Annotated in this window: 22 protein-coding genes; 14 read left to right on the forward strand and 8 right to left on the reverse strand. The window is 48.7% G+C overall.

The window, feature by feature from the left end:
* The first annotated feature begins 14 nt into the window (after positions 1 to 14).
* The 4 genes from fabF to J7619_RS23740 all read left to right on the forward strand — a co-directional run bounded on the left by fabF (position 15) and on the right by J7619_RS23740 (position 4,429).
* Positions 15 to 1,268 (forward strand): beta-ketoacyl-ACP synthase II, encoded by a 1,254-nt coding sequence (fabF, locus tag J7619_RS23725; RefSeq protein WP_291204621.1) that lies wholly within the window; start codon positions 15 to 17, stop codon positions 1,266 to 1,268.
* A gap of 14 nt (positions 1,269 to 1,282) precedes the next feature.
* Positions 1,283 to 2,029 (forward strand): ribonuclease III, encoded by a 747-nt coding sequence (gene rnc / locus J7619_RS23730; RefSeq protein ID WP_223406370.1) that lies wholly within the window; start codon positions 1,283 to 1,285, stop codon positions 2,027 to 2,029.
* A gap of 238 nt (positions 2,030 to 2,267) precedes the next feature.
* Positions 2,268 to 2,696 carry an Hsp20/alpha crystallin family protein gene (locus J7619_RS23735; RefSeq protein ID WP_291204626.1) on the forward strand — a complete coding sequence of 143 codons (429 nt, stop codon included), beginning with the start codon at positions 2,268 to 2,270 and terminating at the stop codon, positions 2,694 to 2,696.
* Between the two features lie 203 nt (positions 2,697 to 2,899).
* Entirely contained in the window at positions 2,900 to 4,429 is a 1,530-nt protein-coding gene (locus tag J7619_RS23740; protein WP_291204629.1) for a Do family serine endopeptidase, read from the forward strand.
* A 74-nt stretch (positions 4,430 to 4,503) separates the two neighbouring features.
* Here J7619_RS23740 and J7619_RS23745 read toward each other — a convergent pair whose 3' ends face one another.
* Positions 4,504 to 6,192 (reverse strand): pseudouridine synthase, encoded by a 1,689-nt coding sequence (locus tag J7619_RS23745; RefSeq protein WP_291204632.1) that lies wholly within the window; start codon positions 6,190 to 6,192, stop codon positions 4,504 to 4,506.
* Between the two features lie 300 nt (positions 6,193 to 6,492).
* Between J7619_RS23745 and J7619_RS23750 the strand changes: the two genes are divergently transcribed.
* The 4 genes from J7619_RS23750 to J7619_RS23765 all read left to right on the forward strand — a co-directional run bounded on the left by J7619_RS23750 (position 6,493) and on the right by J7619_RS23765 (position 12,390).
* Positions 6,493 to 8,436 (forward strand): acetoacetate--CoA ligase, encoded by a 1,944-nt coding sequence (locus J7619_RS23750; protein WP_291204635.1) that lies wholly within the window; start codon positions 6,493 to 6,495, stop codon positions 8,434 to 8,436.
* Between the two features lie 126 nt (positions 8,437 to 8,562).
* Positions 8,563 to 10,266: a S41 family peptidase gene (locus J7619_RS23755; protein ID WP_291204638.1), complete on the forward strand. Its 1,704-nt coding sequence runs from the start codon at positions 8,563 to 8,565 to the stop codon at positions 10,264 to 10,266.
* A 24-nt stretch (positions 10,267 to 10,290) separates the two neighbouring features.
* The gene (locus tag J7619_RS23760; protein WP_291204641.1) at positions 10,291 to 11,043 is read left to right on the forward strand and encodes an SDR family NAD(P)-dependent oxidoreductase; all 753 of its coding nucleotides are present in this window, start codon (positions 10,291 to 10,293) and stop codon (positions 11,041 to 11,043) included.
* A 108-nt stretch (positions 11,044 to 11,151) separates the two neighbouring features.
* Entirely contained in the window at positions 11,152 to 12,390 is a 1,239-nt protein-coding gene (locus tag J7619_RS23765; protein ID WP_291204644.1) for an MFS transporter, read from the forward strand.
* A 119-nt stretch (positions 12,391 to 12,509) separates the two neighbouring features.
* Here the strand turns inward: J7619_RS23765 and J7619_RS23770 are convergent, their stop codons facing one another.
* From J7619_RS23770 to J7619_RS23785, 4 genes are all read right to left on the reverse strand, one after another.
* The gene (locus J7619_RS23770; protein ID WP_291204647.1) at positions 12,510 to 12,746 is read right to left on the reverse strand and encodes a DUF6364 family protein; all 237 of its coding nucleotides are present in this window, start codon (positions 12,744 to 12,746) and stop codon (positions 12,510 to 12,512) included.
* A 53-nt stretch (positions 12,747 to 12,799) separates the two neighbouring features.
* Positions 12,800 to 13,474 carry a peptidoglycan DD-metalloendopeptidase family protein gene (locus J7619_RS23775; protein WP_291204651.1) on the reverse strand — a complete coding sequence of 225 codons (675 nt, stop codon included), beginning with the start codon at positions 13,472 to 13,474 and terminating at the stop codon, positions 12,800 to 12,802.
* Between the two features lie 64 nt (positions 13,475 to 13,538).
* Positions 13,539 to 16,118, reverse strand: a complete 2,580-nt coding sequence (locus tag J7619_RS23780; protein ID WP_409012762.1) for a zinc-dependent metalloprotease — start codon at positions 16,116 to 16,118, stop codon at positions 13,539 to 13,541.
* Between the two features lie 54 nt (positions 16,119 to 16,172).
* Positions 16,173 to 17,108, reverse strand: a complete 936-nt coding sequence (locus tag J7619_RS23785) for a phosphatase (protein ID WP_291204657.1) — start codon at positions 17,106 to 17,108, stop codon at positions 16,173 to 16,175.
* Between the two features lie 157 nt (positions 17,109 to 17,265).
* Here J7619_RS23785 and rpsU point away from each other — a divergent pair, with 157 nt between their 5' ends.
* The 3 genes from rpsU to J7619_RS23800 all read left to right on the forward strand — a co-directional run bounded on the left by rpsU (position 17,266) and on the right by J7619_RS23800 (position 21,089).
* A complete protein-coding gene (gene rpsU, locus J7619_RS23790; protein ID WP_015813375.1) occupies positions 17,266 to 17,460 on the forward strand; it encodes a 30S ribosomal protein S21 in 195 nt (64 codons plus the stop codon).
* A gap of 107 nt (positions 17,461 to 17,567) precedes the next feature.
* A complete protein-coding gene (locus J7619_RS23795; protein WP_291204660.1) occupies positions 17,568 to 18,440 on the forward strand; it encodes a tyrosine-type recombinase/integrase in 873 nt (290 codons plus the stop codon).
* Between the two features lie 66 nt (positions 18,441 to 18,506).
* Positions 18,507 to 21,089, forward strand: coding sequence for a phosphoenolpyruvate carboxylase (locus J7619_RS23800; protein ID WP_291204663.1), 2,583 nt, complete (start codon positions 18,507 to 18,509; stop codon positions 21,087 to 21,089).
* Positions 21,090 to 21,153: 64 nt separating this feature from the next.
* Here the strand turns inward: J7619_RS23800 and J7619_RS23805 are convergent, their stop codons facing one another.
* From J7619_RS23805 to J7619_RS23815, 3 genes are all read right to left on the reverse strand, one after another.
* The gene (locus J7619_RS23805; protein WP_291204666.1) at positions 21,154 to 21,714 is read right to left on the reverse strand and encodes a hypothetical protein; all 561 of its coding nucleotides are present in this window, start codon (positions 21,712 to 21,714) and stop codon (positions 21,154 to 21,156) included.
* A 108-nt stretch (positions 21,715 to 21,822) separates the two neighbouring features.
* On the reverse strand, positions 21,823 to 22,407 hold the full coding sequence (locus J7619_RS23810) for a hypothetical protein (RefSeq protein ID WP_291204669.1): 585 nt from the start codon (positions 22,405 to 22,407) through the stop codon (positions 21,823 to 21,825).
* A gap of 50 nt (positions 22,408 to 22,457) precedes the next feature.
* Positions 22,458 to 24,326: a M12 family metallo-peptidase gene (locus tag J7619_RS23815; RefSeq protein ID WP_291204673.1), complete on the reverse strand. Its 1,869-nt coding sequence runs from the start codon at positions 24,324 to 24,326 to the stop codon at positions 22,458 to 22,460.
* Positions 24,327 to 24,574: 248 nt separating this feature from the next.
* Between J7619_RS23815 and J7619_RS23820 the strand changes: the two genes are divergently transcribed.
* From J7619_RS23820 to J7619_RS23830, 3 genes are all read left to right on the forward strand, one after another.
* Positions 24,575 to 25,009 carry a MarR family winged helix-turn-helix transcriptional regulator gene (locus tag J7619_RS23820; protein WP_291204676.1) on the forward strand — a complete coding sequence of 145 codons (435 nt, stop codon included), beginning with the start codon at positions 24,575 to 24,577 and terminating at the stop codon, positions 25,007 to 25,009.
* A 228-nt stretch (positions 25,010 to 25,237) separates the two neighbouring features.
* Entirely contained in the window at positions 25,238 to 25,969 is a 732-nt protein-coding gene (locus tag J7619_RS23825) for an SIMPL domain-containing protein (protein ID WP_291204679.1), read from the forward strand.
* A 160-nt stretch (positions 25,970 to 26,129) separates the two neighbouring features.
* Complete coding sequence (locus J7619_RS23830; protein WP_106599567.1) at positions 26,130 to 26,459, forward strand: YtxH domain-containing protein; 330 nt, start codon at positions 26,130 to 26,132, stop codon at positions 26,457 to 26,459.
* Positions 26,460 to 26,468: the final 9 nt, after the last annotated feature.

Genomic DNA, 26,468 nt, shown 5'->3' on the forward strand with positions numbered 1-26,468 from the left:
TCTGTCCCAATTTTATGAGTTTTAAGCGAGTTGTAATTACAGGTATGGGCGCATTGACGCCCGTTGGCAATGATGTTCCTACCTTTTGGTCAAATCTGGTTGCAGGCGTAAGCGGTGCAGCCCCCATCACGCGGTTCGATGCTGAAAAGTTTCGTACGCGTTTCGCCTGTGAGGTGAAGGGATTGGACGTCACGAATTACATACCCCGGCAAGAAGCCCGTAAAATGGACCCCTTTACACAATACGCCGTCATCGCGGCTGATGAAGCGATGAAGGACGCCGGCTTTGACGCAGATACGCTTGATCTCGACAAAGCCGGTGTAATTTGGGGCTCCGGCATCGGTGGCCTCAAAACTTTCGAGGAAGAAGTGATGAATTTCTCCGAGAACGGCAGAACACCCCGCTTCAATCCTTTCTTTATCCCGAAAATGATCGTCGACAGCGCGTCTGGCGTATTGTCGATCCGGTATGGTTTCCGGGGACCCAATTTTATCACGGTATCGGCTTGCGCTTCGGCAACCAACGCTTTGATCGACGCATACAACTATATCAAACTCGGTTTGATGAATGTGTGTATCTCAGGCGGTTCGGAAGCGGCGGTAACGATTGCCGGTGTGGGTGGTTTCAATGCATTAAAAGCATTGTCCGAAAGAAACGACTCGCCTGAAACTGCTTCGCGCCCTTACGACAAGGACCGTGATGGTTTCGTGCTCGGAGAAGGCGGAGCGGCTATTATTTTGGAAGAACTCGAACATGCGAAAGCTCGGGGGGCCAAAATATACGCCGAAATGATCGGTGCCGGTATGTCGTCCGACGCCTATCACATCACGGCTCCGCATCCGGAAGGACTGGGAGCGTACATTGTAATGAAAAATGCAGTCGAAAACGCAGGTATCAAGCCTGAGGAGATCGATTACATCAATACCCACGGTACATCTACCCCGATCGGTGATCCGCAGGAGATCAAAGCCATAGAAAAATTCTTCGGCGAGCATGCATATGATCTGAATATCAGCTCTACGAAATCGATGACAGGGCATTTATTGGGAGGAGCAGGAGCGATTGAAGCTGCCGCCTGTATCATGGCGATCAAGGACCAGGTCGTGCCGCCTACCATTAACCACTTTACCGACGACCCGGAAATCAATCCGCGGTTGAAGCTCACATTCAACAAGGCTGAAAAACGTCGCGTAAATATCGCTTTGAGCAATACTTTCGGTTTCGGAGGTCATAATGCGTCAGTCGTTTTCAAGAAGTACGAAGACTGATTAAATCTCTACCATTGGCAAAGCGAATTCTTATACCGATACTTTCCCTATTCAGGACCGGAAGTGCTGAGGACAAAAAATTTAAGGAGTCGATTGCGCATGTTATAGGCGACAAGCCTTCCAATCTCGGCGTTTATCAGCTGGCTTTCAGGCACACCTCCGCTTCCCGCGAGACCGCTATCAAGGGTTTCAGGGAATCGAATGAGCGTTTGGAATACCTGGGCGACGCGGTGCTGGGTATGGTGGTAGCAGAATTTCTTTTTACCAAATATCCCTACAAAGACGAAGGCTTCCTGACCGAAATCCGTTCGCGCATCGTGAACCGCGAGTCGCTGAACCAGATTTCCCGCAAACTGGGCCTCGACAGGCTGATTGAATACGACGGAAACCGCCGTGGTATGTCACCCCGCTCGTCTATGTACGGGGACGCGCTCGAAGCATTCGTAGGCGCGATTTACCTCGATAAGGGTTTTCGCTTCACGCGTACCTTTATTATCAGCAAACTGATCACACATTACGATCTGGACAGCATTATCCAGAACAATGTGAACTTCAAAAGCCTCATTATCGAATGGGCTCAGCGCGAGGGCAAGGAAATCCGTTTTGAAATACTCGAAGAACGGGGTACCCGCCACCACCGCGAATTCATTTCTCAAATTCTCGTCAACGACGAGCCTTTCGCAACAGGCAATGGCTTTACCAAGAAGAAGGCCGAGCAATCCGCATCGGAGCAAGCCTGCGCGATCCTGGAATTGAAATAACCTTATCTATTAATCAAATGCTCGCTCATTGGTTTCCCAATGGGCTAATGGCATTTCTGTCATTTTGAAAAACACGATGCGGTCATTTTGTCTGTATTAAAAGGCACGATTTTGTCAAAATCGGCCATTTTGTCGCACGTTTTTCAATTTTTTCGGCTCGGAACAGAAGTTGTTAAAAAGAGGGCATAACCGTGAGGTTGGAAGAAACTGAAAAACTAAAAACAAAAACTTTATAGCAATGAGCACATTAGTCAAACATTTCGCAGGTCCATCTTATTTGAACGGATTTTTTGGTAAGGATCTATTCCACGAGTACAACACCCCTGCCTTTGCAGGCACCGTACCAGCTGTGAATGTGGTTGAAAGTAAAGAAGGTTTCCGCATCGAAGTAGCGGCTCCCGGCCTTCAAAAAGGTGATTTCAAACTGAACCTCGAAAAAAACCAACTGACCATTTCAGCTGAGAAAGAGCAGAAGGAAGAAAATGCCAATGAGAAGTACACCAGGAAAGAATTCAAATACACTTCTTTTCAAAGAACCTTCACCTTGCCCAACACCGTGGATGGCGATAAGATCGAAGCTAACTATGCCGATGGCATCCTGAGTATCGCATTGCCGAAACGTGAGGAAGCGAAAGAAAAACCAGCCCGCCTGATCGAGATCGCTTAATCGGACGGACTTACATAATGGGCGTTATTCGAAAGGATAACGCCTTTTTTATGGAGCCGGCAGATAATCGGCTGGCAGGATATTTTAGTAAATTCCCAAATGAAATATCTTTGTTAAAAGATGTTAAACGAATCTACGACGGGAATAATTTGTTGATTGATTTGCGTTATTTGTCCATAAAAATATAACCCCAACATATGTCTATGAAAACAAATTGGAAAGGTTTGGTGTTGGTTGGGTTGATTTCAAGTGCGTCAACCATAGCTGGCCTGAAACTCCTTGGTCCTGATCATGATAGAGATGTAATTTTCAAAGAAGCAGGTTCCGAAAATATAGCACGTTTTACTTCCGCAGGAGCGCCTGCAGGTGCGCCGGGTGATTTCGTTTACGCGGCAGAGGCAACTACACCGACGGTTGTACACATTAAATCGACCATTACGCGCCAGGCTTACCGCGGCCAACAGATCCCCGATATTTTCCGGGACTTCTTTGGTGATGATTTCGGAGGAGGCCAGCGCGGCCCACAGCAATCGGAAGCAACCGGTTCGGGCGTAATCATTTCTAATGATGGATACATTGTTACCAACAATCACGTGGTGGAAGGTGCGCAGGAGCTGGAAGTTACCCTGCATAACAAAAGCAAATTCCGCGCAAAAGTGATCGGTACAGACCCCTCTACCGATATCGCAGTAATTAAAATCGACAGTAGGGATTTGCCTGCGGTGACGCTGGGCAACTCGGATGCGGTGAAAGTGGGAGAGTGGGTAGTGGCCGTGGGTAACCCATTTAACCTCGAATCGACTGTTACAGCCGGTATTGTGAGTGCAAAAGGCCGTGGGTTGGGTATTATCGGCCAGTCGAGCCGTCGTAACCAGATGCAGCCAACCGCAGCCGCAGCCGGTGACTCTCCGTTGGAATCGTTCATCCAGACCGACGCCGTGGTAAACCCCGGTAACAGTGGTGGTGCATTGGTAAACCTGAAAGGCGAGCTGATCGGTATCAACACCGCCATTGCCAGTCCTACCGGTAGCTTCGCAGGTTATGCATTTGCCGTGCCTTCGAGCATTGTGAAAAAAGTATCGAGCGATTTGATCAAATTCGGTAATGTACAACGTGGTTACCTGGGGATTTCCCTCGACGACCTCGATAGCAGAAAAGCCGAAGAATACGGTGTGAAAGTAAGCGATGGTGTGTACGTGCGCGACTTCACCGAAAATAGCGCAGCCAAAGCAGGCGGTGTGAACAAAGGCGACGTGATCGTGAAAGTTGACGGCGTGAACATTCACTCGATCCCCGAGTTGCAGCAATCGATCGGTTTGCACAAGCCTGGTGATAAAGTGAATTTGACAGTTAACCGTGACGGCAAGGAAAAAGACCTGAGCATTACGCTACGTAACCGCACAGGTGGCTCAGAAATTATCAAACGGGACGAATCAGCTGCTGTAATGAGCTCGCTGGGTGCGCAGTTCGGTAACCTGAGCGATCAGGAAAAGCAAAGGCTGTCGCGCTACAAAATCGATGGCGGTGTGAAAGTACTTTCTATCGACGGCGGCAAGTTCGCGCGCTCGCAGGTGGAAGAGGGCTTCATCATCACCAAAGTGAATGGAAAGGCTGTTAAAACGGTAAAAGAGTTTGAAGCTGCGATTGCCGGTAAGGAAGAATCGATGGTGCAATTCGAGGGACTTTACCCTGATGCTCCTTACGACGTTTACTCATTCGGATTCAGATTGTAATTCCAATAGAAATCCATAAAGAAAGGGCTGCGATGATCAACATCGCAGCCCTTCTCGTTTTATGACCGTTGCTATTAAAGCAGGAATTTCAACTTGATCACCTCTTTCTCGGTCAGGAAGCGCCATTTGCCGCGGGGCAGGTCTTTCTTGTTCAAACCTGCGAAAACGGTACGGTCCAGTTTCTGCACTTCGTAGCCCAAATGCTCGAACATGCGGCGTACAATGCGGTTGCGGCCGCTGTGGATTTCAAGCCCAACAACCTGGGCGTCCGGCGTTACCAAACCTACTTCGTCGGGGCGGATAAAACCATCTTCCAGTTCAACGCCTGCTTGCAGTTGCTCGAAATCCTCCGTGGTAATGGGCTTATCGAGTTCTGCCTGGTAAATTTTCTTGATACCGCTTGATGGGTGTGTCAGCTTCTCGGCCAGTTCACCATCGTTGGTAAGCAGCAACAAACCGGTTGTATTGCGGTCGAGGCGGCCTACGGGGTACACACGCTCGGAGCATGCGCCGGCGATCAGGTCGAGTACGGTTTTACGCTCTTCGGGATCGTCGGTCGTAGTGATGTAATCCTTCGGCTTGTTAATCAGGATGTACACCATTTTTTCCGGATTCAAAGCCTTCTTGCCGTATTTCACCACGTCGGTAGGGCGTACTTTGTAGCCCATTTCGGTGATGATCTTGCCATTCACCGAAATCTGGCCCGAAGAAATCAGGTCGTCGGCCTCACGCCGTGAGCAAATGCCCGCATTCGCGATGTAGCGGTTCAGGCGGATTTCGTCGGTTTCTTCCTTATCCTTATGCCTTGCCGAAGGCTTCTTTTTGTGCTCGTAGTTGTCAAGATTGTAACGAGGTGCGGTTTCGTACCGTCCTACTCGTCTCTCCAACCCGCTACGGTCCTGCTCTTCATCGTCCTGGAAACGGGAGCGGTAGGGTTTGTCGTCCCTATCTTCTTTTTTTTTAAAAGAACCTTCACTGCGGTCGAATGAACGCGACGGTCTTTCTGATCTTGACTCGCTGCGCTCACCACGTGGCTTATCGAAGCCCGGCTTGAACTCGCGGTCGCTGTTACCTCTTTCGAAACGAGGTTTGAATTCACGTTCGTTATCATTCTTCTCGAACCGAGGCTTGAACTCACGATCGCCGTTTTCTTTATCAAAACGCGGCTTAAATTCGCGATCGCCATTATCTTTTTCGAAGCGCGGTTTAAATTCACGGTCACCTCTTTCCGGACGTGATTTGAAATCGCGTGAATCTCTTTCCGGACGTGGTCTGAACTCCCGTTCATCATTATCGCGGTCGAAACGCGGCTTGAACTCACGGTTACGATCTCCGCCCGATCTTTCAGGCCGGTCGCCGAATGGCTTCCTGCTGCCCGGACGGTCGCCTCCACGGTCGTTACTGCGAAAATCTTTTTTACCAAAATCCTTTTTAAAACCGCGGTCGGCAGAATCGCCTTCGCGGCGGAATGGGCGATCGTTACCGCCTTTGTCCCATTTCTTGAAATCGGGTTTGCCAAAACGGGGCTTATCGAAGCCCGGCTTGTCGAAGCCCGGCTTACCGAAGCCTCCACGATCTTCCCGCGGCTTCTCGTGATCGAAGCTCGGACGTGCTTTTTGTCCCTTGTTTTCCGCAGGGGCTGAAAAGCGCAGACTGGATTTTTTGATGCTTGGTTTGCTGAACCGGCTTTCGGTTTCAGGCTTTGCGCGCTTGAAGAAGCCGCCTCCGCCTTGGGAGCCTTTGGAATTGTTTCTGTTTCTCATTAGGAATGCAGTATCACTACTGGATTTATTTCCTCTTACAAATTTACCTTGTAACCGATTAGTGCTTTATTCGCACAAAATGGTTTGAATTGCCACTAAAACTGGTTAGTCAACGTATCTGATCGTCAGAGTACTAGTGTTGAAAAAAATAGCCTGCAAAGATACGTTAATTTTTCCGGCTAAAAATATTTGAATGTGTTTATGTCAAAAATGATATGGAAACGTTTATAAGTACTATCGGAGAAATGCGGCAGGAAATGGCCATTTTTACCTAACTAAACCTTCATTAACAAGTGAATTATGTCAGCTGAGGCGCAACCGTTGTGGAAACCGGGACGGAACCTGTTGGAACAGTCCAATCTGAAAAAATATATGGACTGGCTTTTTGTCAAAAAGGGCCTCTATTTCCGTTCCTATCACGATCTGTGGGAATGGTCGGTGACCGACCTGGAAGATTTCTGGGAAAGTCTTTGGAATTACTTCAATATTAAATCACACGATTTATACCTCGAAGTGCTGCAAAAGCCCCTGAGCGGTCTGATCGGTACGCGCTGGTTTACCCGCTCCAAGCTGAACTACGCCGAACACATTTTCAGGAATAAGACAAAAGAACGTCCCGCGATCATTTTTCAGTCCGAAAAACCCGAGCTCGTGGAGATCTCGTGGGAAACGCTCGAAGCCCAGGTAGCTGCCGTTTCGACCTGGTTGAAACAGCGTGGTGTGAAACCGGGGGACCGTGTCGCGGCGGTGTTGCCCAACATTCCGCAAGCGGTAGTAGCGTTTCTGGCTGCTAATGCGGTGGGGGCGGTATGGTCGTCCTGTTCCCCCGACTTTGGCAAGCCGGCCATTACCGAACGGTTTTCGCAGATAGAGCCGAAGGTATTGTTTACGGTAGATGGCTACGTCTACAACGGTAAAACATACGATATTACCGCATTTGCCGGCGAGCTTTCCGCGGCGCTCCCCAGCGTGGCGGATACTGTACTGATCAACAACATATTTTCAGAATCGCGGCCCGAACGTTTCACCGCCTGGGACGATATCCTGCATTTCGAAAACTTCGGGATCGATTTCGAGCCGGTTCCGTTCGACCACCCGATATGGATATTGTATTCTTCCGGAACAACTGCCAAGCCCAAGGCGATTACCCACAGTGTGGGCGGCTGCCTGATCGAGCATTTGAAGGCGCTGGTGCTACACCAGAACGTGAAGCCGGGTGACCGCTATTTCTGGTACTCCACCACCGGTTGGATGATGTGGAACTACGCATTGAGCTCGATGCTTTGCGGGGGCACATTGGTGCTATATGACGGCGCTCCGGCTTATCCGTCGTCGCAAGTGCTCTGGACTTTGGCCGAAAAGGCTAAAATCACGCATTTTGGTAGCGGGGCAGCATTTTTTATCGCTTCCATGAAAAGCGGCGTCAGCATTACTTCCGAACGGCTCAGTCATTTGGAAACGATCGGCTCCACTGGCTCGCCGTTGCCGCCGGAGGCATTTGAATGGATTTACAAGCATGTCAAAAAGGATGTGTGGCTGATCTCCCTGAGTGGGGGCACGGATGTGTGCAGCGCGTTCGTAGGCGGGTGCCCGCTTTTGCCTGTATACGCGGGGGAAATACAATGCCGGATGCTCGGAGCCCGGATCGAAGCATTCGATGAAAATGGGAAGCCGGTTTTGAATGAATTGGGCGAAATGGTGATCACACAGCCGATGCCGTCGATGCCGATCTACTTCTGGAACGACGAGCACGACGAGAAATACATTTCCAGCTACTTTGAAATGTACCCGCACGTATGGCGGCATGGCGACTGGATCAAGATCACGGACCGGAAGTCGGTGATTATCTATGGCCGTTCCGATGCTACCCTGAACCGCGGCGGCGTCCGTATTGGTACCGCCGAGATTTATCGTGCCGTAGAAAGTATCCCCGAGGTGAAAGATAGCCTGGCTGTTTACCTCGAAAAGTCGAATGGAGAGGGGACAATATCGCTATTTGTCGTCCTTGCTATGGATAAAGAGCTAACGGAAGATTTAAAGAAGAAGATCAAAGACACTTTGCGGTCCCAATACAGCCCGCGGCACGTGCCCGACACCATTGAGCAGGTGAGCGACATTCCTTATACGATCAACGGCAAAAAGATGGAAGCGCCGATGAAGCGGATACTGATGGGGCAGGACCCGGCGAAGTGTATCAATATCGATACGATGCGCAATCCCGAATCGTTAAAGGCATTCATCTAGAAATACGTGCTGCCGGTATGTTAACGCCCTGCATTCACTTGCATTAGGCAACCAAAATCGTTTAATTCACGTTGGGGAAATATCCCATTACCGCGACGCCAGCCCATACTCCTAATATTTACAGGTATGAACTCAGAAAGACCTCAGCCTCCGATCCAGAACTCGAAATCCGTAGTTCGTTTGCCTATCATCATCGCGATCACGCTGGCGGCGGGAGTGCTGCTGGGAAGCACGTTTTTCAGCGGTGGGAAAAAACTATCTGACGTGGCGAAAGGTTACGGCAAGTTCAGGGAGGTATTGATGCTGGTGGAGAATAATTATGTCGATTCGGTGAATACCGAGGAGTTGGTGGATTTTTCCATCTCCAAAATGCTCGAAAAACTCGATCCGCATACGGCTTATTTCAACGCCGAGGAAGCTACCGCGGCACGGTCGCAGCTGGAATCAGGTTTTGACGGGATCGGCGTCGAGTTCAATATTTATAATGATACGGTTTATGTGGTAACCCCGCTCAGCGGCGGCCCGTCCGAGGCGGCTGGTATCCAGAGCGGCGACCGCATTATTTCGGTGAATAAAGAAAATCTTTCAGGTCCAGGCGTGACAAATGCCCAGGTTTACAAGCTGTTGCGTGGCAAGCGTGGCACCAAAGTAGATTTGTCGATAGAAAGGGTAGGATTAAAGGATAAAATGAATTTCGCCGTAGTGCGCGATCGTATTCCTACCTATTCGGTGGATGCTTCCTACATGGTGGATCAGGAAATAGGGTATATTAAGGTGAGCCGTTTCTCGGAAACCACTTTTGATGAGTTTAAATCCGCTTTGAAAACATTGAAGGCCGAAGGTTTGAAAAACCTTATTCTCGACCTTCGCGGAAATCCGGGCGGCTACATGGAGCGCGCTACGAGCATGGCCGACGAATTTATTGCCGGCGATAAACTACTGGTTTATACCGAAGGCAAAGACAGCCGTTTCGACCGCAAGACCCGCTCGCACGTAGATGGCCTTTTCGAGCAAGGTCCGTTGATTGTGCTCGTGGATGAGGGCAGCGCATCGGCCTCTGAAATCCTCGCGGGCGCATTACAGGACCACGACCGAGCACTGGTGGTGGGCAGAAGGTCGTATGGAAAAGGCCTGGTTCAAATGCCGATCAAACTGTCGGATGGCTCCGAACTGCGTCTCACTATTTCCCGCTACTACACGCCGAGCGGTCGCAGCATTCAAAAACCTTACGAGCTCGGTAAAGGCGAAGATTACAGCCAGGATTTGGCACACCGGTATGAAAGCGGAGAGCTGTTCAATGCCGACAGTATCAAGTTCGATAAAAGCAAGGTATATAAAACCGATGGTGGCCGCTTGGTGTATGGCGGAGGTGGTATTACCCCGGACATCTTCGTGGCAAAAGATACTTTGATGAACAGTAAATACCTGTTTGAGTTGTATTCCAAAAACATTATCCGTGAATATGCCCTGCGCTATGCGAATGAAAACCAGAAAAAGCTTGAAAAGCAGCCGTTCAAGGAATATCTGAAATCATTCCAGGTGTCGGATGCGATGCTGGCCGAATTGGTAAAAGACGCTTCCAGGGCCGGTATCAAACCGAATGAAAAAGAACTGAACCTGTCCAAATCGCTCATTACCTCGCAAACGAAGGCGATTATCGGCCGTTATGTGTGGGGAAGAAAGCAAAAGAATGGTTTGAACAACGAAGTATTCCAGGTTCTCAACCCGAGCGATAATGTTTACCAGCAAGCCGTGCAGCTTTTCAGCCAGGCGGCACAGCTTGAAAAAGGCGAGTTTAGCAGTCTGAATACTCCAAAAAACAAAAAGTAAAATTCACGCCACACCATCCACTCAATGTCCCGTATTGCATTTATTACCGGAGCCACATCCGGTATCGGTAAGGCCACGGCGGAAGCATTCGCCGGGGTCGGAATAGACCTTATTTTGTGCGGCCGCCGCCAGGAACGCCTCGACGAAGTAGCCGCTGAATTGTCCTCCAAAGTAAAAGTAACCACACTCGTATTCGACGTCCGTGATAAAGGCGCGGTATTCGCCGCGGTCGGCTCGTTGCCGGACAACTGGAAAAACATCGATATTCTGGTCAACAATGCCGGTAACGCTCACGGCCTCGGCACGCTCGATGAAGGTGATACCGACGACTGGGATGCGATGATCGATGGCAACGTGAAGGGGCTTCTGTATGTCTCGAAAGCCATTATTCCGTTGTTGCTCGAACGCGGCAAAGGTCACATTGTCAATATTAGCTCCATTGCCGGCAAGCAGACTTATGCCAATGGTGCCGTTTATTGTGCTTCCAAAGCCGCCGTGGAGGTGATCAGCGAAGGAATGCGTCTGGAACTGACGCAGCATGGTATCAAAACAACCAATGTTGCGCCCGGTGCCGTGGAGACGGAATTCTCATTGGTTCGCTTCAAAGGCGACGAAGCCAGGGCTGAAAAGGTCTACCAGGGTTTCGATCCATTGCAGGCCGGTGACATCGCCGATGCGATCCTCTACGCCGTTAATGCGCCTGACCGTGTTACAATTGCGGACATTACCATTCTGGCCGGAGCCCAGTCCGCGGCTACTGTGATCCATCGCAAATAGAATTTTATTTGGTTTCCGGCCTTAATGCGGCTGGGAATCGATACCTTTGTCATTCTTTTTTAGGCCCCGACTTCTATAAACAGGAAGTCGGGGACATTTTAAATGCCTATGAAAAGTTTCGACCAGAGTTCTCCCGCTGATTCCGCGGCTGCCGTGGATACGGCCACAGTTTCCGCTTCCCAGACCGTATTTCCAATCCTTCTGGCGCTGAGTTTCTCCCACCTGCTGAACGACACGATGCAATCCCTCATTCCGTCGATTTACCCGATGGTGAAGGAGTCGTTTCATCTGAGTTTTTCGCAGATCGGGCTCATTACATTTACATTTCAGGTGAGTGCGTCTGTTTTTCAGCCACTTGTAGGGTCGTTTACCGATAAAAGACCGCAGCCCTATGCGCTCGCGGTTGGGATGTGTTTTACATTGCTGGGCCTTGTATCGCTCTCGATGGCGAATAGTTTTCACATTGTATTGCTTTCAGTGGGGCTGATAGGCATCGGCTCGGCAGTATTTCACCCGGAGGCTTCACGCGTGGCGCGTATGGCATCGGGCGGCAAGCACGGAATGGCGCAATCGCTTTTCCAGGTGGGTGGTAATGCGGGCAGTTCGCTCGGACCATTGCTGGCGGCATTGATATTGTTGCCCTACGGCCGTTTTCAAGTGATCTGGTTTTCACTGGTGGCTTTGCTGGCGATTGTTATCCTTTCGTGGGTAGGCGGCTGGTACAAGCAAAACCTGAGCACGGTTGTCAAAAAAGCGACGGGTGCCGTCAAGCAAGAATCTACCTTGTCGAAATCCAAGGTGGTTATTTCAATAGGCATTCTGCTCCTGCTGATTTTCTCGAAATACATTTACATGGCCAGCATTTCGAGCTATTTCACATTTTACCTGATCGACAAATTCGGCGTTTCCATCCAGAGTTCGCAGATTTACCTGTTTGCTTTCCTGTTCGCGGTGGCGGCGGGTACATTCATTGGTGGGCCGGTTGGGGACCGCATTGGTCGTAAATATGTGATCTGGATATCGATCCTCGGCGCGGCGCCGTTTGCATTGCTGCTGCCTTACGTCGATCTGTTCTGGACGGGCGTGTTGAGCTGCATTCTCGGCCTGATCCTGTCGTCCGCATTCTCGGCCATCCTCGTATACGCGCAGGAGCTGATCCCGGGTAAAGTAGGGATGATCGCCGGCTTGTTCTTCGGTTTCGCATTCGGTATCGCCGGTATCGGATCGGCTATCCTCGGTACGCTGGCTGATAAAACGAGTATTGAATACGTTTTCTGGATCTGCTCGTTCCTGCCATTGATCGGGTTGCTGACAGGGTTTTTGCCAAATTTGGAGAAGAAATCCTGAGTAGTTTACGTAGAGTGCTTATCCAGTAGATTTAGAAATTTTCCAACAATTTCCTGGCGTCTTCACAGTCTTTTCTTTTCAAAAGAAAATCAAGAATAATGTTGGCATCAAGGAAAACGCTAGTTGCCATATTTTTCTCCCCGGGCTTCGTGATAGGCTTTTACCAGGTCCTGATCGGCATTTATACCAACGGGTGCATCCATTTCGTCGATTACTTCGAGAATATTGCGCTTTTGTTCAGCTGAGCGCGCAATAGATTTCAGATGATCTTCAATGATTTGAGAAACACTCATTTGCCGCGCTGCTGCATAGCTTTTAATGTATGCCGGCACAGTCTCTTCAATTGTAATGTTCAAGCGAGTTTTCATACATAAATATGCGCATACATTTCAAGAGATACGCATAAATCTCAAATTTTGTTTCTCAAAATCAACTCAGGATCAGGGCATAAATTGAAATAATAGTGCTGATCGGCTGCGTGGCAAACACCGGGGAAATCGCCCCGGTAACTTCTCATATCGCGGATAACCTGGAAATGCAAATGGGGCGGCCAGTCGCCGTTTTCGGGGTAAGGGCCAATAGCAGCGAAGCGTTCTCCTGCTATGAGCGCCTTGCCTTCGTGCAAGCCTTCCAGCGAGTTTAGTGATAAGTGCCCGTAGAGTGTGAAGAAAGTTGTTCCGGCTAGCTCGTGTGCGAGGATAATGGTGGGACCGTAGTCGCCGTAATGGTCGTTGAATGCAAAACTATGCACAATCGCATCGAGGGGGGCGTAAAGCGGGGTACCTGCTTCTGCCCAGATATCGACGCCCAGGTGAATGCTTCTCGGCTTTTCATTGTCGGATGTGAAATGTTTTCGGTGCCGGTAAATAATCCGATCTTCACCGTAGCCGCCTATTCCGTTGAATGTGCTTCCGGAAAGCAGTTCATCGAAGACGTAGTTGGAGAAATCACGTGTTTTCGATAGATCGCGCGTCAGCAAATCGGTATTGGCAGCCGTAAAATCCAGCTGGCGGTAAGGTTTACCATTCTGTACGACAGCGCAGAATGCAGGGTGTTGGCGAAGCAATTCGGTGAGTTCTGACATTTTTCAAAGATTAGAAACAAATCAGGCAAGCCATAACGACTTGCCTGATTTAATTTACTTTACTTTATTTCGGATCAAGCGCCTGCTTGATTCTTTGCGACACATCCTGCAAATGGTAGCGGGTGTTTTTGTCGGCACTTTTCGCGATGGCCGCATTCACCGTTGTTTTCAGGCTTTCCAAATGCGCCCGCGCGATCGATGGCAAATCGGTTTTTTCAAGTTCCACCGAGCGTGTTGAAAAACCATAGGTAATACCCACGGGAATTGACTGGACATTAGCCCGGCCGGGTTTCAGCAGAGAAATCAGCTTTTCAGCATATACCTTTTGCAAGTTCCGGCGGTACAGATCTATCGGTTTTCCGGCTTTGGCTTCCGACCATATTCCCGCTTCGAGGTCGGTGAAAAGATCGTCGAGCGTGTAGTTTTTAGCAGAAATACCGGTTTCCATCAGTCGTACCGCGCGGTCGCCGGCAAAAAGGGAGGTTAATGCATAATCCTGTAATGCTTTCACTGCCTCCATACCGGTTTCGGGCTTCACTTTGTTGAGGATATTCTGGTCCAAAAGCCAGGTAGGCGTTTTGAACAGCTGGGCATTCAGGAAGTCTATGGCTTCTTTTTGGGTTGCTTTCGGCACGGTCGTGAAGGTCGGTCCTTCCATGTCGTAGGTTGTAGGCGTGTCGTAAATGCCGCCCACATTTTTGATCACGTGGCCGAGGTAGCGGCGGTATTGCGTGACCACATTGCCGTAAATTTCGTCCAGTTCCTTGTAGCTTTCGCCATCTTCCTTGCTCCATTCGATGAGGTTTGGCAGAATGCGTTTCAGGTTTTTGATACCGTATTCCGAAGCTTTCATGGCATTGTCGCTCAAATCTTCGGTCTGGTAACGTGGATCATAAGGGCTGATTTCCGTACCAAAATGCAGGCGGTTGTCTTTATAAGCCTCTTTGGTAAGGGTATTTAAAGCCAATTTTTCGGCCTGGGCGTCTTGTGCGTCGGGGAAATTGCTGTAACCCCATTGAATGGCCCATTTGTCGTAATCACCAATGCGTGGGAAGAGATCGGTAATGCCGTCCTCTGGCTGGGCCACATAATTGAAACGAGCGTAATCCATAATGGACGAAGTATGTCCGTGCTCGGCCACCCACGCTTTGTCGCGCAGTTTTTCTACCGGCGTAGCCGAGCTGGCGCCCATATTGTGACGCAAGCCAAGCGTATGACCGATCTCGTGAGAAGACACGAAACGAACGAGTTGGCCCATCAATTCATCATCAAACTTTTTGGTACGCGCTTTCGGATCCACAGCTGCGGCCTGGATGATATACCAGTTGCGGAGTAGGCGCATGACATTGTGGTACCAGCCGATGTGGCTTTCGAGGATCTCACCACTGCGCGGATCATGCACGTTGGGGCCATAGGCATTCTGAATGTCGGCAGCGAAATAGCGGATCACGGAGTAACGGGCATCTTCGAGGCTCATCGTTGTGTCGCTTTCGGGCCAGTATTCACCGCGGATTGCGTTTTTCCAGCCCGCTTTTTCGAATGCCACCTGCCAGTCGTCGACGCCCGCTTTCAGGTATTTGCGCCATTTTTCAGGGGTAGCCGGGTCGATGTAGTAAACGATCGGCTTTTTGGGTTCGATCAGCCCGCCGTTTTTCTGCTTCTTCGCATCTTCTGCATTTTTAGGTTCAAGGCGCCATCTCACGGCAAAGACCTCGGTGTCGGAGCGCTGCGATTCTTCCCCGAATGTGGCATATTGATTGGCAAAATAGCCTACACGACTGTCGAAAATGCGTTTTTTCATCGGTGCTTTCGGAAGCAGGATAAGTGAGGAGTTCATTTCAAACGTCACGACGCCTGCGTCCAAGCCAGATGGCAGATATTGGCCGATTGAAGGTACCGGTGTAGGTGTTAGCAGCTGAGGCGTTACATTGAACGTCTTGATCGTCCGGATCTCCGTATTGATCGGATAAGTGCTGATTTTGGAAATAAAGGAAGCCTCTTTCTTGAACGCTGCGAGTTTCAGCAATTGTTTGCTCACGGAGCTCAGCGAGAATACCTGGTTATCCGCGTTGAAAAACTCCGTAACGTCGATTACCGAAGATTTCTCGGGTTCCTTTTTAATTGCTTTGATGTCAAAAACACCGATAATCGGGTCGGAATTAGAGTTTTTGACAGCCTGAAAAATAGGTTTGGTACTATCGGGACTGGTCACGACGATCGTTACCGACCGAAGCAGCAGGTTGTTATCCATTCCCCGTTCCCAGCGGATCATCTGGCGGTTCACCTCCTCACCCCCGAAAATACCGCCGCCCGCTGCGGTTTTGGAATAGCGTGTTACAGCCATGATATCGCGGTTCAGGAGCGAATCGGCGATTTCGAAATACCATTTGTCATCCACTTTATGGACGGAGATCATGCCTTTCTGGCTAATGGCATTGGTGCTGTCGATGAGGTCTTTGAAGGCTTTCGGCCCTTTCTTTTTGTCGTCTTTCAGCTTGTCTTTGACTGCGGAGGCCACCGCGTCGACTGCCTTGTCGATCTTGACATCTTCCTGCTTGTCTTTCTTTTTCTTTCGTTGCGCGTGCGCGTCGTGCATATACACGAATGCCAGCGCCGCGAGGAGAAGGTAACGCATTAATCTCATAGAGTTGGTTTTTGGGATAAAGTATAAAAGTGTATTTAAATGATAGGTTGGGGGTTATCTGGCCATCAGCTCGGCTAGCACGCCTTCTTTGAGGGCATATTTCGAAACCTGGATTTGCCGGATACCGTGTGTTTTGAGTACATAATCGATCAGGCAGACGGCGACGACGATCATGTCCACGCGTAGCTCGATCATACCCGGGATCGCCATGCGTTCGTCGTGATTGCCGGACAGGATGAGGGCGTATACACGGTAAAATTCTTCCAGGGTGATATCGAAATCCGTTTCCGACGCGGGCGGCCAGTCGTTGGTCCGATGGTGGAAGTCGATATCGACGAGGGTATCGAATGTCCCCGACGAGCCCACGAGCTTTTCCGGGGCGTATTGATGTACGGCATTCGCGAGTGGGATCAGGTTTTCGTCGAAATGATTGTAAAGTGCCCGGCGATCGGCCTGCGAGAGCGGGTCGTTCCGCATGAATTTCTCCATCAGCCGTTGTCCGCCAATTTCGAAGCTCTGTTTCCAAAAGATCTGGGAGCGGTTGCCGATGATAAATTCCACGCTTCCGCCACCGATATCCATGATCAGTGAAGGGATGTCACCAATATCGGCCCCATGGCGGACTCCATAATATATGTACTCTGCCTCGCGGTTACCGTCAATGACGGTCACCTCGATATTGGTTTTTTCCAAAATTTCGGAGCAGAACTCCTGCCGGTTCTCCGCATTGCGCACCGCGCTGGTACCGAATGCGAACGTTTTTTCCGGTGTCACGTCAAAGGAATCGAGCTTTTCGCGGAAATAGGAGAGGACAGCAAGGGCGCGGTCCTGGGCTTCGGGTGTGATCAGGCGTTTGTTGATTCCCCCCAAGCCGATCCTGGCGGGCCTGCTTTCATGGAAAACAGTCTTGAAATGAGCGCCGTTAGGCTCCGCGATCAGCAGGTGAAATGTGTTGGTGCCTAAGTCAATTATTCCCAGTCTGGAACTCATATTGGGCTGTTTAATCTGTTAATGACTAGTGTTTCAATGCAATGGATACAAAAATAAACGAATTTTAACGACTTATTTCTTGATTTTCTGTTGGATATAGTTTTTCTTTGCAGTCCGATTTCAGAAACCAATTCAAAGAACATTAGAAATTATAAGCATGCTTATTATTAACATTAAAGACAACGAATCGATTGATCGCGCTCTTAAGCGTTACAAGAAGAAATTTGAAAGAACTGGTACAATGCGTGAGCTTCGTGCCCGTACAGCTTTCGAAAAACCATCTGTTAAGCGTCGTTTCGAAGTTTTGCGTGCCGTTTACAAAGAGAAAACTTACGGTCACTTAGAAGACTAGTTCCTAACGGAATGGTTCTCTGAAAGACTTCTATAGGATTATTGTATCCATATCATACGAAAAGGAGCTGTCTTGAATAAGATGGCTCCTTTTCGTATGTTAGGACTATGATAACACCGTTTCTGGAATTTCTCCAATTCGAAAAGCGCTCCAGTGCGCATACGATCAAATCGTACCAGACTGATCTCGAACAGTTTCAGAAATACCTCCTTTTTCAATACGACTGCGCCGAGCCTGAAACCGCCAAGGCGCCGATGCTCCGGTCGTGGGTGGTGAGTTTGATGGAAGAAGGGCTTAACCCGTCGTCTATTAACCGGAAAATTGCCGCGCTCCGGACCTTTTATGGCTATCTAAGGAAGAAAAAACACATCGATAACGATCCGACGAAAATCCTGTCGGCCCTGAAAGCCCGCAAAAAGCTGCCGGCATTCGTGGAGGAGAAATCTATGGAAATGCTTTTTGAAGAAGGTACATTCACCGATGATTTCGAAGGCCTGCGCGACCGGGTGATCATGGAACTGTTGTATGGCAGCGGTATCCGGCTTTCGGAGCTGGTGGAACTCGAATTAAAAGACCTCAATTTGTCCGCTCGCACCATTCGTGTTTTTGGCAAGCGATCAAAGGAGCGGATCGTGCCTGTTTCCACTTCCCTGGTGCAACTACTTCAAAAATATATAGAGCAGCGTGCGCCGGAAGAAAATACCAATATTCTGCTGTTAACGGATTCAAATAAAGCTGTTTATCCTGTTTTTGTACAGCGAAAGGTAAAGCAATACCTTTCGGCTGTTACGACGTTGTCGCAAAAGAGCCCGCACGTGCTCAGGCATACGTATGCAACGCATTTACTGAACCGCGGTGCCGATCTGAATTCGATCAAAGAGTTGCTGGGCCATGTCAACCTCGCAGCCACGCAGATTTACACGCATAACTCCATCGAAAAGCTTAAAAAATCGCATCAACAAGCGCACCCCAAAGCCTGAAACCCATTTTTTAAGGTTATATTTGCCTTCAGTGCAAATTTCAAAATATAATTTCGTCACTCCATTATGAATAATAGTTTCCAGGACGCAGTTGTAACGAAGTATAATATTTTTAATAGCCTGTTTCTCAGCTTACCCTACCGCGGTATATTCCAAACAGGTTCCCTACTTCCGATACTGACTCAGCAAAGCGAGATAGGCTTTCAGGAAGGCAAATCTCCCAAAGAAATCATCGAGCATTTTTTTTCAGAGCTCCTGGAAACGGCTACTCCCAAGGAACGTGCAGATCTGCTTTTTGCATTTATCCAATACATCGAACGCCAAGTCGTGCTTTTCGACTCGGTGGAAGATGCGGCCTTCGATGAGACCCACGACCTGACCGGTAAAGGCTCGGTAACCTACCTCACCGAACGGCTGGAAAACGACGAGCTGAAAAAGAAACTGCTCGCCAAACTGGAAGATTTCAGTGTACGCATCGTATTGACTGCCCACCCGACCCAGTTTTATTCGGGCAAGGTGTTGGGCATTATCAACGATCTGGAAGATGCGATCAAGGCTAACGATTTTACGGAGGTAAACCAGTTGCTGTTGCAGCTCGGGAAAACGGCTTTCATTAACCATGAAAAACCTACACCGTTCGATGAGGCGGTGAGCCTGTGCTGGTTCCTTGAAAATGTATATTACGACGCTATCCCGTCCATTCTTGAAAAACTGATCAACGGACTGGGAATGAGCGTGCACGACTGGCCTTATCCGAATGTGTTCCGTCTGGGCTTCTGGCCTGGCGGTGACCGTGACGGTAACCCGTTTGTGAATCCCGAAATCACTTTGAAAGTCGCGGACCGCCTGCGCGAAACGCTGTTGCGGGGCTACTACCGTGATATTCGTCAATTGAAGCGTCGCCTTACCTTTAAAGGGGTGGATGACGCTGTTTCGCTGGCGGAGAAAAAGATGAACAGCACCATTTTCGGGCCGTTTGAGGAAGGTTACGGGAGCGCGCAGGAGCTGATCGACGAATTATTGAAAGCACGTGAAGTACTGGTAAACAAGCACCAGGGGCTTTTCGTAGAATTGCTGGATAATTTCATCCTGAAACTGAACCTCTTCGGATTCTTCTTCGCAAGCCTCGACGTTCGTCAGGACAGCCGTAAGCATGGCAAAGCCTGGGAGGATATTCTGAAAAGACTGGAAAAGAAAATCCCGCTGTTGAAATACAGCGACTACCAAAGCTGGGACGAGGCTAAAAAAATAGACTTGCTGCTCTCGCTGAATATCCCGCTTCGCGATGAGGATTATGAGGACGAGCTTACAAAAGATATTCTGGGCTCGATCAGAGCAATCAAAACTATTCAGGAAAAGAATGGTGAAAAAGGGGCGCACCGGTATGTGATCAGCAACAACACTTCTGCATTGAATGTGATGCAGGTGGTGGCGCTGGCCAAAAACCTGATTGCAGATGAAGAAGGCAGGCTGGCACTCGACGTCGTACCGCTTTTTGAAACCGTGGATGACCTTGCCAATGCTCCGGGCATCATGCGGACACTGTACGAAAATGAATATTACCGCAACCACCTGAGTAACCGTGAGAATCACCAGACGATCATGGTGGGCTTCTCGGATGGAACCAAAGACGGCGGTTACCTGCGCGCCAACTGGTCGATTTACCGTGCCAAGGAGGAATTGACCAAGGTATCACGTGAATTTGGTATTAAAGTGACGTTCTTCGACGGTCGTGGAGGACCTCCTGCACGTGGGGGCGGTAACAACCACAACTTTTACTCGTCGCTCGGCAAGGATATCGAGGATAAGGAAATTCAACTCACAGTTCAGGGACAAACCATCAGCTCCAACTATGGTACCGTCACGACGGCCATGTACAATCTGGAAAGGTTGTTTACAGCCGGCCTCGAAAACCACCTTTTCAAAGGCCACCGCGATGACGAGCTGACAGATGCCGACAAGGACCTGATTGAAGAAATGGCTGAAATCGCCTACAATTCCTATCTGGATCTGAAAAACCACCCGATGTTTGTCAAGTACCTCGATAAAAAGACGCCGCTGCGCTTTTACGGGCAAACGAACATCGGAAGCCGCCCAACGAAACGCGGTAACGATGATGAAGGGTTGAAGTTTGAAGACCTGCGTGCGATCCCGTTTGTGGGCTCGTGGGCGCAGATGAAGCAGAATGTGCCGGGCTTCTATGGTTTCGGAACCGCTATTCGTGAACTGGCGAAACAGGACAAGGTCGAGGACATCAAGAAGCTTTACCAGAAATCACTTTTCTTCCGGACGCTGATCGAGAACTCGATGCAGTCGCTGTCCAAGGCGTTTTTTCCTGCTACCAAATACCTTCGCGATGAGGAAGAGTACCGCGAGTTTTGGGATAAAATGTACGAAGAATTCCTGCTCACGCGCGAGCTCCTGCTGGAAGTTTCCAGTCAGAAGGAGCTGCTTGATAGCAACAATGTCACAAAGGTGTCCATCAAAACCCGCGAGCGCATCGTATTGCCGTTGATCACGATTCAGCAATATGCATTACAAATGCTCGCCGGCGATCCAAAGAAATTGCAAGTGGATGTGGAGACGTATAACCAGCTGATTATCCGGGCGATGTTCGGGATTATCAATGCGGCGCGAAATTCGGCGTAGGGTTTTCCGAAAGTTTTATATTTCATGAGCCGGGGCTGTGCCCGGCTCATGTCGTTATAGAGCGTTATAATTTTCGTCGCTCCGGAATGACAATCTTTGTGTAAAAACGCCCGTTTGTGAATCGCAAGGTATCTTCCCAGGAATTCCAGGAGCGGGGAGACCGCAGAACAAAAGTTGCTTCGAAACTCCCTTTGATTTCCATATTTCCATCTTTTTCATACTTGTCCAGAATCAGGTAGTTTTCAACACCAGGAACGATCTCATATCTGTCGCGGTAAATGTCTTCATCAATGAAAGTGCAAAACTGCGTATACACAGCGAGTGTATCTTCACAATTTGGTTCGTTGGGGTTCAATTTGTATCGTCCGGGCGCCGAGGGAATGGAGTAAAAGCCAAGCGTTTGTTGTAATGTCCCGGGAGTGTCCAAAAGTAATGCCTCTACTGAGAAGTAGAGGGTTCGGCGACATTTGGGAATATGTTCATCATTCTCCATATGGGCATGTATCAGCTGATATGCATTGAAGTAAGTCTTCTCCCAATCCCGACCGTTTACTTTCGCTTTTAAATACCCAAATGAATTGGGGGAAAGTAGACATCGGATTGGCAGTTCCCGAAGCAGATCCATATGCACATTAAAACGGAATAGTGTTTCATGAGCGGTAACAAAGGTTTAATGCATAAATGCCGATGAAGTGTTTGGTTTTCCTTCCGCTGTACATCCATATTCAATTGATCATCCGCCTCTTCCTTTGTATTCAATAATCCTGGTGTGAAACCGGCCGTTTTGGAAGCGTAATGTATCGGGTAATGCGTTGGACGATCGGGGGATCCGGGCGTTGGCTAATGTAAGCTGAAAGCTCCCTTTTATTTCTTGCGTTTGGACATTGTAACTGTCGATTTGGATATAATTATCCTCAGAATCGACGGTATAGAAGAAGTCTCCTGCAACATCGCCGTCGCTGAGTGATTCAAACAATGCTACCCTTGGTTTGTCGCTGGATTCGCACCCCGTGTAGGGGTTGCATGATACAAGTTTATGCCGGCCTGTATGTGGATAAAATGGGATGTTTTGAAACAGCAACTGTTGACGATCACAGCCTTCCGGTGAATACAGTATCGAGGTTAATGCGTAGAAAACACCTTTGGGATTATCGGCATAAGTAGTGGATCCATGTGTAACCTGATAGGCATTTTTATAGGTTGTACTCCAATCTACGCCATTCATTTCAGCTGTGAGGTAGCCCCAGTTGGGCAAGCGTGGGAGAGGCCCGGCAGCACCAATTATTGCGTCGGCAATTTTACAACCAGCTAGCAGCATGATAATTCCAAGAGATATATAAAGAGTCCGAGAGCGTGTCATTTAGAAGGCTATTTTGTGATGATTACCCGGCAAGTTTTGATCCCTTGGCTAGTGAGGAGGCGAATGAAATAGGTACCAACTGGCAGATTCTTACTCTTAACAGTAGCAGAATAGCGACCCTTACGACTTATTATCTTGTCGTCTTTCAGTATTTCAATGACCTTTCCTGATTGATCCAGCATATCTAGTTTGACCTGCATATCAAATTGAAGGTTGTAGGAAATGTTAATCCGATCATCTGCTGGATTGGGAGTTGCGATTAAACCGGGCAGCTCGTGTTGCAATGCAATTGTGTCATTTCCTGCTGCTGAAACCTTGTATGGATTAGCAGGCAGCTGGGCAGTTACTGTTATGTACGCTATTGCAGACTGGCCGTTGGAGGTAACAGTACCTTTAATGTAAATCTTTTGATTTTGATTGAAATACCATGTAAATACGTCTGAGGTTATATTTGAAAGGATGTAATTGATTCCGTCGTAGCTGTATTGCCAGCTAAAAGTGTACGGCGCAGACCCGCAGCTATAATACAATTCATAGTTCTTGCCACCCGGGCTGCTTACCCATGTGGGCCCATCCACAAAAACATTCAGTGGATTAGCAGGATCTGGCCTGAATGCGCCCACGATCGGGTGCGATTCAGTAATTCTTTGGGCATTATTTTCGTCGTTCGTACCGGTGGCCCTTCCGCTTACCTGAATATTTGGATTTGAAAAATTTAGAAGCCTGTTTTTAGCTTGGTCACCGGAAATTCCATTACCTACCATCATCGTCCTGTCTACTGTAAATCCGAGGAATTTGATTTTATAGCCTTTGGCGTAGGAAGGCAAGGCAGTATTGTCGTCTTCGTGGCGGCATCCGTATAGGTGTCCGATCTCGTGAGCGAAGGTTTTGTGAGAAGTGGCACACCACAATTCAACAATTGAGTAGGAGTTTGAATTTTCTAATGTTACCGTTTGAGATTTACCTCTGGTATCGCCCCCTTGGTAGTATGAGTCGGTTAGAAGTACGACCAAATCAGCCTGATGTTGATTTCTTAGATTTTGCGCATTCGCATTACCTACAAGACTGTTGAGGTCATTGGTAATAGATCCCGTTTCCGAGAGGTTGTTCAGCGGTGCTACCCCCGCCAGTACCAAGGCCGCGGCACTCGTAATCCCGCTGTTGTAAATACAACTGTTAAACTGCGAAATGGACAGGTTTACATGGTCAGCAATTACTGCGGTACTTCCTGCCAATGTCAACGCCTTCGGCGTGTAGAGTACCAGTACTCTCGGGTAGGTCAATGCCTGGCAAGGCTGCATTTTCGCATTGACATTACCTTCTTGCTTTATTGCAGGCTCCGCAGCTGCCGTCCCCCCATTCTCCGGCTTTGCGACGGACGAGGTTGTGGCGCAGCCAACATCCCAAGCCTTCTCCGGGTCGATTACGTGCAAACAATACAGCCCCGACGGCGCCGGAAAGATCTCGTACACGCCCGCGGGTGTGGATATGTGTGCACAAACCCGACCAACCTTCGATACGATAATCACAGTGCCTCTATCTTCGTCGGTTTTGCCGATCCACTCATATTCACTGGCCGATTCGTATTCTACATGGCTGGCGACTGCGGTAATCGTTGGGCCGCCGGGAATGTGAAGCAGCAGAATGCCGTCTTTTTGCGAAGTGGCCAGCTCGTTTAGCTTGATGAAATGATAGCCTGTAATATTGGGATTCTTTCGTAAACGTTCGCCGTATGTGGCCATTTCCTGAGAGTCCGGAATCTGGCTGGCAGATACGGGTTGAATAAACGGCGTGTCCTGCGCTTGGAGGGACAGGCCGACGCACGAGATGATCGCGAATAGGCCTGTTTGGATGAAAGTGTAAAGTAATTTTCGCATAGCAGAATTAGTTTAGATAATGCATGTCGATGTAATATTTCGAGTGAAATTTTGCATTATTTCTGCTGCTCGAAAAGTGTTTTGGCTGTGAACCATCCTTCGGGCATCCATTCCTGATAAGCGGTTAACATCAATTATCGACACCAGTTTTTCCTAAACTTTTTCCCACAATTATTAGTAGACGAATTGTTGCGTAGGCTTATATTTGTTAATACTCAATCATTCTAAATTTCTATTACTTCCACATCATGACACATCAGTCGGATCATCGTGCCTATTTTTTTAAGATAGATACGACTATCAAAAAGATTCGTAATGCCTTGCAAAAGCAGTTGACTGAGGCGGGTTTTGACCTCACGGTCGATCAATGGGTGCTTATTGACCATATTTTCAGGAAGCAGGGGATCAGCCAGAACGAATTGGCGGAAATGACTTTCAAAGATCCTCCGACAGTGACGAGGATTATCGATTTACTGGAAAAGAAAGGATTGGTAGAGCGAGGCCCTGCGGCAGGCGACCGTCGCAAATTCAACCTTTTCCTGACCAAAAGCGGAGAGACGATTTATAACCAGGCATTCCCGATCGTGGCCGATATTCGTCGCAAAGGATGGGGCAGTCTGAGTGACTCCGATTACCAGCATTTCGTGCGGATCATGGACTCTATTTACCAAAATTTTACCTGATTTGACAAAATTTTTACCGTGCCATTAAGTGGAAGAATGACAGCTTTTTACGTCGTTCTTCCACTTTTTTTGTGTAGAAGTTGGGGAGCAACGGGTCATTTGTATGAGCATCCGGTTAAACCTTTCGGCATGTTTTTGTATCTAAACCATAGAACGGTTCCGCGACCAACTGGTTTGGGCGGGCTGTTCAGGTTAATATCATTTTCATTTTTATCCATCTTTAAGGCCATGAAAAAGTATTTTTTGCTCGGCGCACTGATCACTTCATCACTCATTACCCCTGCGTTTTCACAAGTCAAAACAGAACAATTATATCAGGTTCCGAATATCGAAGTGGCGGGTTTCGCCGAAATGGAGGTTGTACCCGATGAAATCTATTTCAATATTTCGCTCCGTGAGTACTTCCAGGACGAAAAAAATCAGAAGGACAAAGTCAACATTTCGACACTGGAAAAGCAGCTGATCAAGGCGGTAGCGGACGCCGGTTTGCCGAAAGAAGCGTTGTCGATCAGCGGAGTGGGAGGTTACCAGAACTATGTCGATAAGAAAAAGAAACCTGCTACTTTTCTCGAAGCGAAGCAATATGAGCTGAAAGTGTCGAGTGCGGAAAAGCTGGACGGTATTTTGTCGAAAGTTGAAAGCCGCGGTGTGCAGTTTGCGAACGTCGCGCGGGTAGATCACTCGAAACGCGAGGAGTTCAAAAAACAAGTGAAAATCGACGCATTGAAAGCGGCGAAAGTAAAAGCGGAATATCTGGTGGCTTCTTTGGATCAAAAGTTGGGTAAGGTGCTCGAAATCAAAGAGCTGGATGAGAATCTGTACTTCCCGCAACCTGTTTTTGCGAAAGCGAATGTACGCGCATTTGCGGCGGAGGCAGCGGATGCTGTTCAGGACAGCGACGTGCAGTACCAGAAAATCAAGATCAGTTACCGTATGCAGGCTGCATTTGAAATCAAATAGGCTATTTCACGCATAAACTCCCTGTCAGGTGCCCGGTCAACAGTTTGCCGGGCACAATTTTTTCGGTGTGATGTATCAGGATTTGTCAGTCCGTTCTTTTGTTGGAAGTATTAGTTTCTTTAACTTGAATATTCAATCTCAAACTAAGTAACTGGAAATCATGAGCATTAACGCGAAACACCTGGCCACATTTATCTTGGGCGCCGCTGCGGGAGTAGCTGCACACAAATACCTTCAGACGGAGGAGGGAGAAAAGCTTCTGGAAGACCTCAAAACAAAGGCTAACAACCTGAAAGCCGAAGCGGAAGGGGCCATCGATAAAGCTCCTGAGTATTTCGAGGAACTTAAAACGAAGGGCGCCGAGACGCTGAAAGGCAATTTCCCCGACGCGGAAGCATTTTTCAAGGATCTGTTCGAAAAGTTCAAGGGTACCAAGGGTACCGCTTCCACTGAAACGGATGTAACGCCGACGCCCGATCCTATTTCCTGATAGCAACAG

This window comes from Dyadobacter sp., assembly GCF_017744695.1.
Lineage (GTDB): Bacteria > Bacteroidota > Bacteroidia > Cytophagales > Spirosomataceae > Dyadobacter.